The sequence below is a fragment of the Methylomagnum ishizawai genome (assembly GCF_900155475.1).
Taxonomy (GTDB): domain Bacteria; phylum Pseudomonadota; class Gammaproteobacteria; order Methylococcales; family Methylococcaceae; genus Methylomagnum; species Methylomagnum ishizawai_A.
The window spans coordinates 3,083,402-3,097,705 of record NZ_FXAM01000001.1 but is presented as its reverse complement, the minus strand read 5'-3'; the positions used below and the strand labels follow the sequence as shown (position 1 = coordinate 3,097,705).

Genomic DNA, 14,304 nt, shown 5'->3' with positions numbered 1-14,304 from the left:
GAATTAGGCCGCGGAGGCTGGGGAAGGCAGCCGCTTGACCAGGGAAATCAGGTTGCGGCCAGGGGCGCGGCGATAGGCGCAAACGTCCATGTAATGGCGGACCAAATGCACGCCCAGGCCGCCGATGGGCCGGTCGGCCAACACCGCCGCGATATCGGGGCGGGGCGCTTCGGCGAAGGGGTCGAAGGCATCGGCGTCGTCCTCGATCTGGATATGGATGGCGGTGGCGTCGGCCTCTAGCACGACCTCGATCTGGCCGGCCCGGCCATCGGGATAGCCGTAATCGATGGTGTTGACGATGATTTCTTCCAGCACCAGATTGATTTGCATGATGAGGGCGGGGGACCAATCCCGGTCCGCGCCGAAGGCTTCCACCGCCAGCGCCAGGGGTTCCAGTTCCGCCGTGTCCGGGCGCAGGTTGAGCTTGAGTTGGGCGGGGGCGGCGCTGCCGTTGGGGGTGTTGGGCATGTTGGGCGCTAGGGTGGGTGGAGTCTATCGCGACGGGAGATTGTCTCCCAGGCGGTCGTACAGGCACAATGTCGGCAGCAGCCGTATCCGGCGGGGTTCCCGCCCGCCGCTCGTCAACAGTAAACCCATAATCAGGCCGTCATGCAAGAATTCACCGATCCGGCATTAGCCAAGCTTTTCGAGGGCATTCAGGGATTCCAGCAGCGCTTTTACCGGCAGGAACCGGACAAGATGCGGGGTTTGGTCGAATACGGCCAGCATCCCGAGGTGCTGTTGATCGCGTGCAGCGATTCCCGCGTCGATCCGGCCTTGTTGACCGGGGCCGCGCCAGGTGAATTGTTCGTGGTGCGCAATGTCGCCAACCTGGTGCCGCCCTACAGCCTGGAAGGCAAGTACGACGGGGCGCGTTCGGCCATCGAATACGCGGTGCGCGACCTCAAGGTCAAGCATATCGTGGTGCTGGGCCATGCCCATTGCGGCGGCATCAAAGCCTTTCTGAGCGGCTTCGCGGGCCAGCCGCTGCCGCGTGATTTCATCGGCGGCTGGGTTTCCATCGCCATGGATGCCTGCTGCAATTATGTGATGAAGCCTTTGAGCGGCGGCGAGGACAGCGGGGGTGAAGAAGTCCGCGAATTGGATATCGGAAGCCTGCGCGAACATCAGCATCTGGTGGAACGCGCCGCCATTCGCGGTTCGCTGGCCAATCTCGCCACCTATCCTTGGCTCAAGGAGCGCATCGACGCCGGGGAGTTGAGCCTGTGGGGCTGGTGGTTCGATCTCGAAACCGGCGACCTTTGGGCCACCGACGCCGCCAATACGACCTTCCTGCCCGTGTTGGATTGATGCGTAAGCCCGACAATATCGTCTACTGGACCCAAGACCGGCCACCGCCCCGGCTGGCCTTGATGCTGGCTTTGCAGCAGATTTCGTTCCTGGCTGTTTATCTGGTGGTGTCGCCCTTGTTCGGGCGGGTGCTGGACCTGGACCACGAGCAATCCCTGCAATTGATTTCCGCCACCTTGCTGGGTTCGGGCATCGGGGTGGCGCTGCAAGCGGCCAAGTTGTGGGGCATCGGCTCCGGCTTGTTCTGTCCGGTGCAGGCGACTTCCTCCACCTTCGCCGCCTTGCTGGTCGCCAAGTCCAGCGGCGGTTTGGGGGCGGTGTTCGGGGCGGTGTGCATGGTGGGCTTGTTCCAGATGGCGTTCGCCCTGTTGTTCGCTAGGATGCGCGGGGTATTCACGGTGCAGGTGGCCGGGGTCGCGGTGATGCTGATCGGGCTGGGCCTAGGCTCGAATGGCATGAAACTCTTGCTGGAAACCGGCACCGACGCCACCCCCGGTCCCCGCGACGGCCTGTTGTTCCTCTTGACCCTGGGCACCATGATCCTATGCAACGTTTGGTCCAGCGGTTTCCTGCGCTTGGTTTCGGCGTTTTTGGGCTTGTCGGCCGGCTTCCTGGGTTCCTGGTTCAGCGGGGCGATTCCCATGGAAGCCTGGGAGAAGTTCATCGATGCGCCTTTGTTCTATCTGCCCCGGCCCATGAATATCGGCTGGCAGCTCGACGGCGGCGCGGTGCTGCCCGCCCTTCTGACCGGCTTGTTCCTGGCTTTGCATGGCTTCGGTGCCTTGGTGGCGGCGCAGCGCTTCAACGACGCCGATTGGAAGCGCCCCGACCCGGAATTGCTCAAGCAAGGCATCTACGCCGAGGGCCTGACCAATATCATCAATTCCTTCTTGAACGGCCTGCCGCTCACCTCCAGCGGCGGGGCGGTGGGCTTGGCGGCGGCGACCGGTTGCACCAGCCGCTATCTGGCGTTCTGGCTGGCGGGTATCATGGTTGGTTTGGCTTTCATGCCCAAGGCCATCCTGTTCTGGGAAATCCTGCCCGAGCCGGTGATGGGGGCGGCGCTGATCTTCCTGGCGTCCTTCACCATCATGGCGGGGTTGCAAGTCATCGCCTCGCGCCTGCTGGATAACCGCAAAATCCTCACCGTGGGCATCGCCTTGATCCTGGGTTTCAGCTTCGATCCCTTGAAATCCCTGTTTTTAAATCTGGTGCCCGAATCCATGCGATCCTTGTTGTTCTCCGGCGTGGGGCTGGGCGTGCTGGGCGCGGTGTTGCTGTCGGCCATATTCCGCATCGGCGACCACACCTGCAGGCGCTTGGTCATCGACGCCCACCAGGGTTCGCTGGACGAGGTGGTGGCCTTCCTCGAACGCCAGGGCAAAAGCTGGGGGGCGCGGGCCGAGGTGGTGCGCCGGGCCGAATACGCCACTTGGCAGGCGTTCGAAATCCTCACCGAACACGCTGTGATGTCCGGCGGTGGCGACCGGCCCGCCCTGATTGAAATGGAAACCATCTTCAACGAGTACAGCTTCGCGGTGGTGCTGTATTACCACGGTTCGCTGGTGCCCTTGTCCATGCATCCGCCCAGCCACGAGGACATGCTCGACGACGAGAACGACGCGGTCCTACGTATGGCGGGCTATATGCTGCGGCGCTTGGCCGATGGCGTCCGGGTGCGCGGCATGGAAGGCCACGGCCATGGGGATTGCGAACTGAGGTTGATTTTCAACGATTAAGCCGTGTCCCGGACCTGCCGGGCGCGTTCCATCATCTACCCATCACGAGGACAACATGTTGAACATTGCCACGTCCCAAACGGGCGAAACCCTGGTCATCGCCTTGGAAGGCCGCATCGACGCCGCCAGCGCCAAGCACCTGGAGCAGCAATGCCTGGACTTGATCGAAGGCGGCGCATCGCGTCTGGTCTTCGATCTGGGGCAGGTCGTATACATCAGCAGCGCGGGGTTGCGGGTGTTCCTGGTCGCGGCCAAGCGGCTCCCGCCCGAAGGCTCCCTGAAGCTGTGCGCCTTGAATTCCACCTTGCGCGATGTGTTCGAGATCAGTGGCTTCAGTACCCTGTTCCAAATCCTCCCCGGCGTCGGGGACGCGCTCTGATGGCGGAACGCCGCGCCGGGTGGGCCGGGGCGCTCCTCAAATGGGCCGGCCTGGTCCTATTCGGCGGCGTGCTGGCCTCGGAGGCGTGGTGGTTCTGGCATCCCGCCGGGGAGGACGGACCGATCCGGCTCGGCATCATCCACGCGCTCACCGGGGCCATGGCCATCAGCGAAAAGCCGATGGTGGACGCGGAATTGTTGGCGGTGGAGGAGATCAACGCCCAGGGCGGCTTGTTGGGCCGGCCGGTCGAGGCCGTGGTCATGGACGGCGCGTCCGATCCCGACACCTATGCCCGCCAGGCGGAAAAGCTCATCGGCCAGAACAAGGTCGCCGCCCTCATCGCCTGCTGGACTTCGGCCTGCCGCAAGACCCTGGGGCCGGTGATCGAGCGCCACCACGCCCTGATGATCTATCCCATGGCCTACGAGGGCTTGGAAATCTCGCCCAATATCATTTACACCGGCGCGGCACCCAATCAGCAAATCCTGCCCGCCGTCAACTGGTCCTACGAACATCTCGGCAAGCGCTTCTTCCTGGTGGGTTCGGACTATGTCTGGCCACATGCGGTGAACGCCATCATCCGCGACCAGATGATAGCCTTGGGCGGGGAGGTCGTGGGCGAGGGCTATATGCCCTATGGCGGACTCGATGCCGGGGCGGTCGTGGCCCAAATCCAGGCCGCCCGGCCCGATGTGATCTTCAGTACCCTGGTCGGCGATTCCAACGCGCCGTTCTACCGCGCCCTGCGCGAGGTGGGACTCCAGGCCCAGAAATCCCCGGTGGTGTCGTTCTCGATTTCCGACCCGGAGCTACAAAAGCTGCCCGCCGTCGATGTCAGCGGCCATTATGCCGCCTGGCCTTATTTCCAAGGCGTCGAGCGCAAGGAGAACACCGAGTTCGTCCAGCGCTTCCGCCAGCGCTATGGTGAAAAGCGGGTGTTGAGCGATGTGATGGAAACCGCCTATTTCAGCGTGCATCTGTGGGCGCGGGCGGTGGCGCAGGCGGGCACCACCGAGGTCAACGCGGTCAACGACGATTTGCTGGGGCAAAGCTTCAACGCGCCCGAGGGCATCGTCACCGTGGATTCCACCACCCGCCACACTTGGCGCTCCTTCAACATGGGCCTGATCCGCGAGGATGGCCGCATCGAGATCGTCTGGTCCGGCCAACACCCCATCCGCCCGGTGCCCTATCCCCGCACCCGCTCGGTCAAGCAATGGGATGATTTCCTCAAGGATTTATACCGCGGTTGGAAAAACCACTGGTTCAACGCCGCCACGGCGGAAGGGCGCACTTCCCATGAAACCCATTGATTGGCTCTCCGCGCTGCGTTCGCGCATCGGACTCAGCTTGGCCCGGCGGCTGGTGTTTTGGTTCATGCTGCTGCTGCTGGTGCCGGCCTTGCTCTCGGTCTATATCAACGACCGCCTGACCCGGCGCTTGCTGCGCGAGAAGGTGCAGGAGCAAATGAGCGTGATCGTTACCGCCAAGGCCGATGGCATCGAGGATTATGCCTACGAGCGCACCCGCGCGGCCGGCGTGTTCGGACGGCTCAAGCGGCTGGCGGTCGCCACGGTGGCCATGCGCAAAGCCATCAAGGGTTCGCCGGAATGGGCCGCCGCCGAGGCCGATGTGCGTTCGCTGCTCTACTATTTCACGCCCAACCTGGGGTTTTCCGAAGTGGTGTTGGTGGACCCGAGGGGCATCGTCTTGATGCAGACCCAGACCAACCTCGCCCTGGGCGACAACCTGCTGTACGGGCCGCAGCGCGATACGCCCATGGCGAATGTGCTGCGCCGCACCATGACCTTGCTCGACACCGATATTTCCGATTTCGCGCTGTATCCGGGGATAGAAACGCCCTTGGGGTTCATGGCGGCGCCGGTCTACGACCAGGAGGGCCGGGTGGTCGGTTTCCTGGTGTTGCAACTGAATACCACCGAGGTGTTCGAGGCGTTCGCCGATTATTCCGGCCTGGGCAAGAACGGCTATGTGGTGGTGGGGGCTTTGGAGGACACGGGCGATTTGGCGCGGATCGTGGCACCGATCCGGCACCGGCCCGACGCCGCCTTCAGCTTGAGCGTTAAATTGGGCGTGGAGAACGGCCAGGGCATACAACTGGCGGTGCTGGGCGGGCAGGGCAGCGGCGAATTAATCAGTATCGAAGGTCGGCGGGTGTTGGCGGCCTGGACCTATATCCCCTCGTTCCGCTGGGGCATCGTGGTCCAGCAGGATATCGAAGAAGCCTTGGAAATGCTGGAAGAACAGACCAAGGCCATGGTCACCTTGTTGACCTTGATCCTGATTCCGGTGGTGTTGCTGGCCTTGTGGGTGGCGCGGTCGATTTCATGGCCTATCCAGATGGCGGTGGCGACCGCCGAGCGGGTGGCGGAAGGCGACCTCAGCGTGGCCCTGGATACCAAGCGCGAGGACGAAACCGGCAAACTGCTGAATGCCTTGGGGCGGATGGTGAGCTATCTCAATTCGCTGATCGGGCAGGTCAGGAAGTCCACCATCGACCTGGTGTCCGCCACCAACACCCTGAGCGCCATGACCCGCGCCCAGGGCGACGAAGCCGCCGGGCTGGGCGCGACCACGCTGCAAATCGCCGCCGCCGCCAAGGAAATTTCCGCCACCTCGGAGGAACTGGTCAACACCATGGCCGGTGTGACCCAGGGGGCGGGTCATGCGCGGGATTTGGCGGATTCCGGGCAATCCGCGCTGGGCGATATGGAACAGGCCATGCACCATCTGGCCGGTGCCACTCAGTCGATAGCTGGGCGGTTCGGCGTCATCAACGACAAGGCCAATTCCATTGGCAGCATCACCACCACCATCACCAAGATCGCCGACCAGACCAACCTCTTGTCCTTGAACGCCTCCATCGAAGCCGAGAAGGCGGGCGAATACGGCCTGGGTTTCGCGGTGTTGGCGCGGGAAATCCGCCGCCTCGCCGATCAAACCGCCGTCGCCACCCTGGACATCGAGCATATGGTGCGGGAGATGCACGACGCCGTGGGCAGTGGGGTGATGGAGATGGACAAGTTCAACGAACAGGTGCAAACCAGCGTGGCCGAGACCCGCCGCATCGGCCAGCGCTTCTCGCAAATCATCCAGGAAGTGCAGGCTTTGATGCCCAGGTTCGAGGCGGTCCACGAGGGGATGCGCTCGCAATCGGCGGGTGCCCGGCAAATCCGCGACGCCATGGTGTCCTTGACCGAGAGCGCCCGGATTTCAGCCCAGGCCTTGGAGGAAACCAATGCCGCCACCCAGCGCTTGGAAGGCGCGATAGGCGAACTACGCAAGGAAATCGCGATTTTCAAGCTGCGCTGAGCGGGGGGCGGTCAAGGAGGGTCGGCCAGGAATTCGGCGGTCCAACACTCCACCCGTGGCAGGCAGCGGGCCAGGGAAGCCTGGAGTTCGGGGATCGCGAAGTATTCGGGTTCGTGCAGATAGGGATTGCACATGCGCCCGACATCGGCGGCGTCGTGGCTGAGGTCCACCAAGCGCCCGTCGATGAAGTTGTATTGATGCTGGAAATGCCCGCGGATGGTCCCGCCGAACACCGCCTGCATGAACAAGGAGCCATATTTGCACGATCCCGACAGGTCGACCGGGGTGTCGAGGCGCAGTTCCAGCGCCCTTTCGCGCCATTTCTCGAATAAAAACACCTTGGCGCGGGCGAAATTCTCGTAGGTGTAGGGCAGTTGTCCGGGACGCGCCGTGGTCCAGCCTGGGGATTCCATAATGAAGCTCGATGTGTGGTTTCCGGGGCGGGGGCCAGGGCCGACGGAATGGGGTGGAGCGGGATCGGGCGGAATCCCGCTATTTTTATTTGGGTGGGGATGGCGCGGGTTGCCGCGGGGGATGGGTGGACTTTACGCCGTGTCGGTCGGCGGAACAACCATGGGTTTTGTGGGGCTGTCCGTTGTTTGTGGGATGGCGGCCGCGGGTTTAATCCCAGCCTACGGCCCTAACTACCAAGCACAAAAAAAGCCGGGTCGTCCCGGCTTTTTTCGTCATAATCCAATCCGCCCTATCCCCGCACCAAATCCAACAAATACGGAAACCGCGGATGCGACCGCTCCGGCGGTACCGCCAGATACCGTGTCCCCGACCCGAAATCGAGGAAGCGCCCGCCCGGAGTCAAAGGCGGTTGTGCCACTTCCTGCGGCCGCCGCCGGTAAGGCCCGCTCCTGCCGCCCGGCTCGGCCTCGGGCGGCGGCTGCGGCACGGCGACCGCCCCGGCGATATCGGGCCGGGCCGGCACATAGGTACAGCCGCAAATCACTTCCCCGGTACGGGCATCGAGCAAATCGAACACCAGCGCGGCCACCGGCGGCACGGTCGGATGCAGGCTCGACGGTGGATTCCAAGCCTTGTAGCGCACCCCGGCCACGAACCGGCCCCGCTCGCGGGTCGCTTGCAAAGGCACGCGCTGGCCGTTGCACACCAATACATGCAGGGTCGGCGTGAAACCCTCGATCTCGATCTGCACCCGCTGGTTGGCCGAATCCACGAACCGCGACACGCCCCCGGCGGTGACTTCTTCCGACAGCAAGGGCCAAGGCTCGTGCGCCATCCGCAAATCCAGGGTGAGATTGTCGAAGCGGGTCCGGCCCAGCGCCGGGAAACGCTGCTCCAGGAAGGGCGCGAACCATTCGGTCTGGAGCGGAATCCCGCCCCGCCCGATATCGCGGATCACCTCGCGCAAATCCTCCCACAGCACGGCGGGCAACATGAATTGGTCTTGCAGCCGCGGTCCCCAATCCTCCAACCGCGGGTCGGCGGGGTTCCGGGCCAGATGCGCCAGCAAGGCGGCGAGCAACAGCGCCTGTGCCGTGGCCAGCGCGGCATCCGGCGCGGTCTCGAAACTGCGGATGGCGATGCGCCCCAGCCGTTGGCTGCTGCGGTCGGGGCTGTAAAGCTGGTCCACCCGGATTTCCGCCCGTTTCATTTCACCCGCCGGGTCCGCCAGCAAATGCCGTAACACCCGGTCGGGAATCCAGGGGCCGGGACTGTCATCCAGCGGCATCCGCGACAAGGCGATATCCAGTTCGTACAGCGCGTCGTCGCGGCCTTCGTCCGGGCGCGGGGCCGTGCCCGAAGGCCCGATCAGCCGTCCCGCGAAGAAATACGAAAGGCAAGGATGCCGCTGCCAATAGGCCACCAGCGAATGCAGCAATTGCGGCCGCAACAGGAACGGGCTGGCGGGCGGCTGGGTTCCGCCCAGGGTGATTTCGGCGTTGCCGCCGGGGGCTTGCAGGCGTCCGCCGCCGTCGTGGCGGCCGGCGTAAAGTCCCAGCGCGGCGGCTTCGCGGTAGGCCAGTTCCAACAGGCTACGGGTTTGCTCCAGCGAATCGGCCATGGGCAGCACCGCCCGCAGCAGGCCGGCCTCGGGTTCCAGCACCAAGCGGCGCAGGCGGTAATCCTCCGGCGGTTCGTAGCCTTCCAACCGTACCGGGATGCCGGTGCCGAAGGCGGTGGCTTCGATGGCGTGGATCAAATCCAGCCAATGTTCGAGATGGGTCAAGGGCGGCAGGAACACCGACAAGCGCCCGTCGCGGACTTGCACGCACAGCGCGGTGCGCGGTGCGCGGCTGTCGATCCGGTCGGGATCGGCCTGTTCCGGGGACGGCGGCACGGCGATATAGGTGGTCAGCCGGGCGCTGAGTTCGCCATAGACTTCGGGCAACAAGGGCCGCTCCTCGAAATGGCAGCGCTCCGGGTCGTGGCCGGTGATGTGGTCCTCGCCGACGGGGAGGCTATCCAAGGGCAGGCGATAGCCCAGCGGCGAAGCGCCCGGCACCAGATACAAAGCGCCCCGGCGGAATTCCCAGGTGCCGCTGGTCCAGCGTTCCGTCACCGGGTCCCGGCGCAAGGGCAGCACATAGCCCACCGGCTCGCGCCGGGTCTGCGACAGCTTGGCCGCCAGCGCCTTGCGTTGCAGTGGGTCGCGCAGGGCCGAAGTCGGCGGCTCGAAGTCCAGATGGGCGCGGTTCTGCCAGAGTTCGTGCAACTGGTCCTCGTAGGCCGGCATCAGGTGTTCCTGCGGCACGCCCAGCTTTTTCGCCAGGGTTTGGGCGAAATATTCGGCGTCGGGCGCTTCCACTCCGCTTTCCGGCGAGGCCGCGCCGACCAGGATGGCCGGGTTACGCCAGATCGGATGGCCGTCGGCGCGATAGAAGCAGTTCAAGCGCCAACGCGGCAGGGGTTCCCCGCCGAACCATTCGCCTTGGCCTTCATGGAATACCGGGCCGGTGTTGAGCTTGCGCCCTAGGCGCAGGGCCAAATCCTCGGCGGTGGCGCGTTTGGACGGACCCAGGGCCAGGATGGACCACTCCGGCGCGTAGCAATCGGTCTTGGTGAGGCACAGGCCCGGACCCAGGGCGAGGCCGATGCCGTCCTCCGCTAATTGCGCGTCCACCTGCCGGGCCACGGCGCGGAGATCGGCCCATTGCGCGGCGCTGTAGGGCGCGGGCCCGGCTTCCGGCGCTAGGCGGCGGACCCGGATTTCGCCCGAGAGTCCCGCGCTTTCGGTCCCGGCGCTGGCCAGCCATCCGGCTTCGTCGGCAGACCAGGGCAAGGCCCGCAAGGGATCGGGCGTGGACGCCAGTGGCAGATAGCCCTCGTGGATGAAGAGCCCGGCAGCGGGATCGAGTCCGACCCAACCCGCGCCGGGCAGGAACACTTCGCACCAGGCATGGAGTCCGGCGCTATCCAGCCAACGGCTGGTGGTGGCAGGGGCATCCTGGCCCCAGGCATGGACCGTCACCGGCTCCGGGGCCAACGATACCCGGTAACCCGAGGTGAACCGCGCCGCCAGTCCCAGATGCCGGAAGCTCAACACCAACAACCACGCGGCTTCCCAAGGCGAACCCTTGGCCTTGGCCAGCACGGTTTCCACATCCACCGCGCCGGGGCTGGCATGGCCCGCTATCGCCAGATGGCGATGCACGGCGGTGGTCACCTCGGCCAGCGCTTCTAGGATATAGCCGGGCTTGGGCGCGAGCGCCCCCAGCCAATCGGCCAGCAACATCCCCGGCTCCGGCAGGTGGAGATAAGGCGTCAGCTCTTTCAGCAATTGCTCGGGATACTCGAACGGGAATTGCGAATAGGCCGCTTCCACCAGGAAATCGAAGGGGTTGAGCGGTTTGAGGTCGGCGATCAGGTCCAGGACGATCTTGAGTCCGAACACCGGCTCCGGCAGGTCCAGCCGGGCCAGATAGTTCTCGAAAGGGTCGCGCACCCAGTTGATGAAATGCGGGTCGGTGTCGATCTTCAGCGAATAGGCGGTGATCGGCGCTTGGGTATGCGGGGCCGGGCGCAGCCTTAGCCAATGGGTGGGCAATAGGACGCGGCGCTCGAAACGCTGGGTCAGGGTATGGGTCAGGGCGATGCGGGTAGTCATAGCGGCCTACGCAAATCCAGGGTGCAGGGGAAATCGGGGTTGGGGGCTTCGGCTTGCGGCTCGCGGGCGAAGCTGCCCGGCACCGCGCCGTAATGGCTGGCGAGCTGGCGTGCCCAGCCGGGTGGCCCGGCCTCGCCCGCCGTGTGGCCCCAGGACCAAAACCGCGAGATGCGGCGCGATTCCGCCTCGTAGGCGTTGATGGGGAAGCTGTCGTAGGAACGTCCGCCGGGATGGGCCACATGGTAGACGCAGCCGCCGACCGAGCGCCCGAGGCGGCGGTCGAACAGGTCGAACACCAAGGGCGCGTGCATTTCGATGGCGGGATGCAGGCCGAAGGCGGCTTTCCAGGCTTTGTAGCGCACCCCGGCCACGTATTCGCCGTCGGGTCCGGTGGCTTGCAGCGGCAGGCGGCGGCCATTGCAGGTGACGAAGTAGCGTTCCGTATCCAATCCCGAGCATTTGACTTGCAGCCGCTCCACCGCCGAATCCACCACCCGCGCCTGGCGTTGCGCCCCGGCTTCCTCGCCCAGCACCAGCCAGGGTTCCAGCGCCATGCGGAGTTCGAGGGTCACGCCCTCGTAGCGCACCAGCCCGTAATGCGGGAAGCGGAATTCCAGGAAGGGTTCGTACCACGCGGCATCGAAGCCGTGCCCGCCCGTGTTCAGATCGGCGATGGCCGAGCGGAAATCGGCCCAGACATAATGCGGCAACAAGAAACGGTCGTGCAGCCGGGTACCCCAGCGGATCAGGGGATGGCGGTAGGGCGTCTTCCAGAAATGCGCCATCATGGCCCGGAGCAACAGCATTTGCGCCAAACTCATCTGGGCGTGGGGCGGCATCTCGAAACCGCGGAATTCGAGCAAGCCCTGTCGCCCGGACGCGCTATCCGGCGAGTGCAGCTTGTCGATGCAGAACTCGGCGCGGTGGGTGTTGCCGGTGAGGTCGGACAGGAAATTGCGCAAAGCCCGGTCCACCACCCAGGGCAGGGCGTTGTCGATCTCGTCCAGGCTGATTTCCAGTTCGTCCAGGAGGTGCGAGCCCCGCTCGTCCACCCGTGGCGCTTGCGAGGTCGGCCCGATGAAGGTGCCCGAGAACAGATAGGACAGCGAAGGATGGTGTTGCCAGAAGGTCAGCAGCGAGCGCAGCACATCGGGACGGCGCAGGAACGGGCTGTCGAGGGGCGTCACGCTGCCCAGGGTGACATGGTTGCCGCCGCCGGTGCCGGTATGGCGACCATCGAGCATGAATTTCTCGGTGCCGAGCCGGGTCAGCCGGGCTTCCTCGTACAAGGCCACGGTATTGGCTTCCAAGGCTTCCCAATCGGCGGCCGGGTGGATATTCACCTCGATCACGCCGGGGTCGGGCGTCACCTTCAGGAACTTGAGCGCGGACGAGTTGGGCGGCTCGTAGCCCTCGATGATGACCGGCATCCTGAATTCGGCGGCGGTGTTCTCGATGGCGGTGAGCAGGGCGGCATAATGGTCCGGCAGGTTCAAAGGCGGCATGAAGATATGCAGCCGTCCATGGCGCGGTTCGATGCACAAGGCGGTGTGCGGCACGCCCACCCAGTGTTTGAAACGCTGGCGGATGGCTTCGGGTGCGGCATCGGCGGCCAGGGGCTTGGGATGTTTCGGCGGTTCCGGCGCTTGGCCCGTGCCCAGGTGGAAAGGCTCGGGCGGGCGCGGCTGGGGGGGGGGTTCGATCCAGGTTTCCGCCTCGACCTCCGCCGCCCAGGGCAGGCGGGCTATCGGCAGGCGCAAACCCATGGGCGAATTGCCCGGCATCAAATACATGGCGTTGCAAGGGAATTGCCAGGGCGCGGAATGCCAGCCATTGCGGCTCCAATCCCATAGGATCGGCAGGGCATAGCCCACGGTGCGATCCAGACCCCGCGACAAGGCCAAACCCAGGTCGTCGCTGTAGCGCGGAGAGGCGGGCAGGGCGATGGCGTCGTAGTTGGCCGGTTGATTGGCTTCCCGCCACAGGTAATAAATCCAGTCCTCGAAGCCGGGGGTGAGATGATCCGGGTTCACGCCCAGCCGCTCGGCCAGGCGCTCGGCGAAGCGGCGGGCTTCGACCGGGCCGAAGCCATAATCGCGCTTTTCATCGGCGATCAGGCTGGCATCGCGCCACAACGGCGCTCCATCCGCCCGCCAGAAACACCCCAAGGCCCAGCGCGGCAAGGGTTCGCCCGGATACCATTTGCCCTGGCCGTAATGCAGCAAGCCCCCCGGCGCGAAGCGCTCGCGCAGGGCTTTCAGTAGTACCCCGGCCCGCTCGCGCTTATGGGAACCCAAGGCTTCGGTGTTCCATTCCGGGCCTTCCATATCGTCGATCGACACGAAGGTCGGCTCGCCGCCCATGGTCAGGCGCACGCCCAACTCCCGCAATTCCTCATCGACCCGGCGACCTAGGAGGCGGATATCTTCCCATTGCGCCTCGGTATAGGGCTTGGTGACGCGGGGGTCTTCATGCACCCGCTTGACGATGTTGGCGAATCGGAAATCGATGACTTCGCACTTGTCGGTATAGCCGGTCACGGGCGCGGCGCTGACCGCGTCGGGTGTGCAGGCCAAAGGAATATGCCCCTCGCCCGCGAACAAGCCGGAAGTCGGGTCCAGCCCGATCCAGCCCGCGCCGGGAATGTAGACCTCGGTCCAGGCGTGCAGGTCGGTGAAATCCTGTTCCGGGCCGGACGGGCCGTCCAGGCTTTTTTGGTCGGCGGTCAACTGGATCAAGTAGCCCGATACGAAGCGGGCCGCGAGTCCCAGGTGCCGGAGGATTTGCACCAACAGCCAGCCGGTGTCGCGGCAGGAGCCGGTACGCAGCCCCAGGGTTTCCTCGCAGGCCTGGATGCCAGGATCGAGGCGGATGGTGTAGCCGATGTGCTGTTGTAGCTTCTGGTTGATGGCGACCAGGAAATCGTTGATATGGATTTTGCGGCGTTCGACCCCGCCCAGCCATTCCATCAATAGGGGGCCGCGCTCGGTCACTTCGAAATAAGGCTCCAATTCGTGGCGCAACAGCGGATCGTATTGGAAGGGATAATGCTCGGCGTATTGTTCGACGAAGAAGTCGAAGGGATTGATGACGGTCATTTCCGCCACCAGCCGCACGCCGATCTTGAGTTCCGTCACCTGTTCCGGGAACACCACGCGGGCCACGGTGTTGCCGAACGGGTCTTGTTGCCAATAGACGCGGTGGTTTTGCGGCTCGATGTCGAGATGGTATTCATGCACCGGGGTCCGGGTATGCGGCGCGGGCCGCAGGCGGATCACATGCGGCGAAAGCGAGATGGGTCGGTCGTACCGATAATGGGTGCTGTGTTCGATGCCTACGAGTATCGCCAAGGGGGTTCTCCTTGTGGTTGGCGCGCCAGGGGCGTAGAGGGGGCCGTTGCAATGCCGGAACGCAGAATACATGCCAGACAGGGCGGAATCACGCGCTGGATGGGGACGGCGGTG

General features: G+C 64.7%; 9 protein-coding genes. 5 read left to right on the top strand and 4 right to left on the bottom strand.

The annotated features are described in order from the left end of the window. Positions 1-3: 3 nt before the first annotated feature. Positions 4-468: an ATP-binding protein gene (locus tag B9N93_RS13635; protein WP_085214543.1), complete on the bottom strand. Its 465-nt coding sequence runs from the start codon at positions 466-468 to the stop codon at positions 4-6. Positions 469-609: 141 nt separating this feature from the next. Here B9N93_RS13635 and B9N93_RS13630 point away from each other — a divergent pair, with 141 nt between their 5' ends. The 5 genes from B9N93_RS13630 to B9N93_RS13610 are packed head-to-tail and all read left to right on the top strand — an operon-like array spanning position 610 to position 6,762. Continuing rightward, positions 610-1,311 (top strand): carbonic anhydrase, encoded by a 702-nt coding sequence (locus B9N93_RS13630; RefSeq protein ID WP_085214541.1) that lies wholly within the window; start codon positions 610-612, stop codon positions 1,309-1,311. Further along, positions 1,311-3,050 (top strand): uracil-xanthine permease family protein, encoded by a 1,740-nt coding sequence (locus B9N93_RS13625; protein ID WP_085214539.1) that lies wholly within the window; start codon positions 1,311-1,313, stop codon positions 3,048-3,050. The genes B9N93_RS13630 and B9N93_RS13625 overlap by 1 nt, the downstream gene beginning before the upstream one ends. 55 nt (positions 3,051-3,105) lie before the next feature. Next, positions 3,106-3,429, top strand: a complete 324-nt coding sequence (locus tag B9N93_RS13620) for an STAS domain-containing protein (protein WP_085214537.1) — start codon at positions 3,106-3,108, stop codon at positions 3,427-3,429. Beyond that, the gene (locus B9N93_RS13615) at positions 3,429-4,742 is read left to right on the top strand and encodes an ABC transporter substrate-binding protein (protein ID WP_085214535.1); all 1,314 of its coding nucleotides are present in this window, start codon (positions 3,429-3,431) and stop codon (positions 4,740-4,742) included. The genes B9N93_RS13620 and B9N93_RS13615 overlap by 1 nt, the downstream gene beginning before the upstream one ends. Next, complete coding sequence (locus B9N93_RS13610; protein ID WP_085214533.1) at positions 4,729-6,762, top strand: methyl-accepting chemotaxis protein; 2,034 nt, start codon at positions 4,729-4,731, stop codon at positions 6,760-6,762. Before B9N93_RS13615 ends, B9N93_RS13610 begins: the two co-directional genes overlap by 14 nt. Positions 6,763-6,773: 11 nt before the next feature. On the opposite strand, the gene B9N93_RS13605 is transcribed toward B9N93_RS13610, so the two are convergent. The 3 genes from B9N93_RS13605 to B9N93_RS13595 form a co-directional block, all read right to left on the bottom strand. Then, on the bottom strand, positions 6,774-7,175 hold the full coding sequence (locus tag B9N93_RS13605) for a transcriptional regulator (protein WP_085214532.1): 402 nt from the start codon (positions 7,173-7,175) through the stop codon (positions 6,774-6,776). Positions 7,176-7,465: 290 nt separating this feature from the next. Further along, complete coding sequence (locus B9N93_RS13600; RefSeq protein ID WP_085214530.1) at positions 7,466-10,840, bottom strand: transglutaminase family protein; 3,375 nt, start codon at positions 10,838-10,840, stop codon at positions 7,466-7,468. Then, on the bottom strand, positions 10,837-14,190 hold the full coding sequence (locus B9N93_RS13595) for a transglutaminase family protein (protein ID WP_085214528.1): 3,354 nt from the start codon (positions 14,188-14,190) through the stop codon (positions 10,837-10,839). The genes B9N93_RS13600 and B9N93_RS13595 overlap by 4 nt, the downstream gene beginning before the upstream one ends. Between the last annotated feature and the right edge of the window lie 114 nt (positions 14,191-14,304).

What these genes read in the sequence shown, in the direction of transcription:
- B9N93_RS13635 (WP_085214543.1), bottom strand. Translation starts at nt 468, where the DNA reads ATGCCCAACACCCCCAACGGCAGCGCCGCCCCCGCCCAACTCAAGCTC.
- B9N93_RS13630 (WP_085214541.1), top strand. Translation starts at nt 610, where the DNA reads ATGCAAGAATTCACCGATCCGGCATTAGCCAAGCTTTTCGAGGGCATT.
- B9N93_RS13625 (WP_085214539.1), top strand. Translation starts at nt 1,311, where the DNA reads ATGCGTAAGCCCGACAATATCGTCTACTGGACCCAAGACCGGCCACCG.
- B9N93_RS13620 (WP_085214537.1), top strand. Translation starts at nt 3,106, where the DNA reads ATGTTGAACATTGCCACGTCCCAAACGGGCGAAACCCTGGTCATCGCC.
- B9N93_RS13615 (WP_085214535.1), top strand. Translation starts at nt 3,429, where the DNA reads ATGGCGGAACGCCGCGCCGGGTGGGCCGGGGCGCTCCTCAAATGGGCC.
- B9N93_RS13610 (WP_085214533.1), top strand. Translation starts at nt 4,729, where the DNA reads ATGAAACCCATTGATTGGCTCTCCGCGCTGCGTTCGCGCATCGGACTC.
- B9N93_RS13605 (WP_085214532.1), bottom strand. Translation starts at nt 7,175, where the DNA reads ATGGAATCCCCAGGCTGGACCACGGCGCGTCCCGGACAACTGCCCTAC.
- B9N93_RS13600 (WP_085214530.1), bottom strand. Translation starts at nt 10,840, where the DNA reads ATGACTACCCGCATCGCCCTGACCCATACCCTGACCCAGCGTTTCGAG.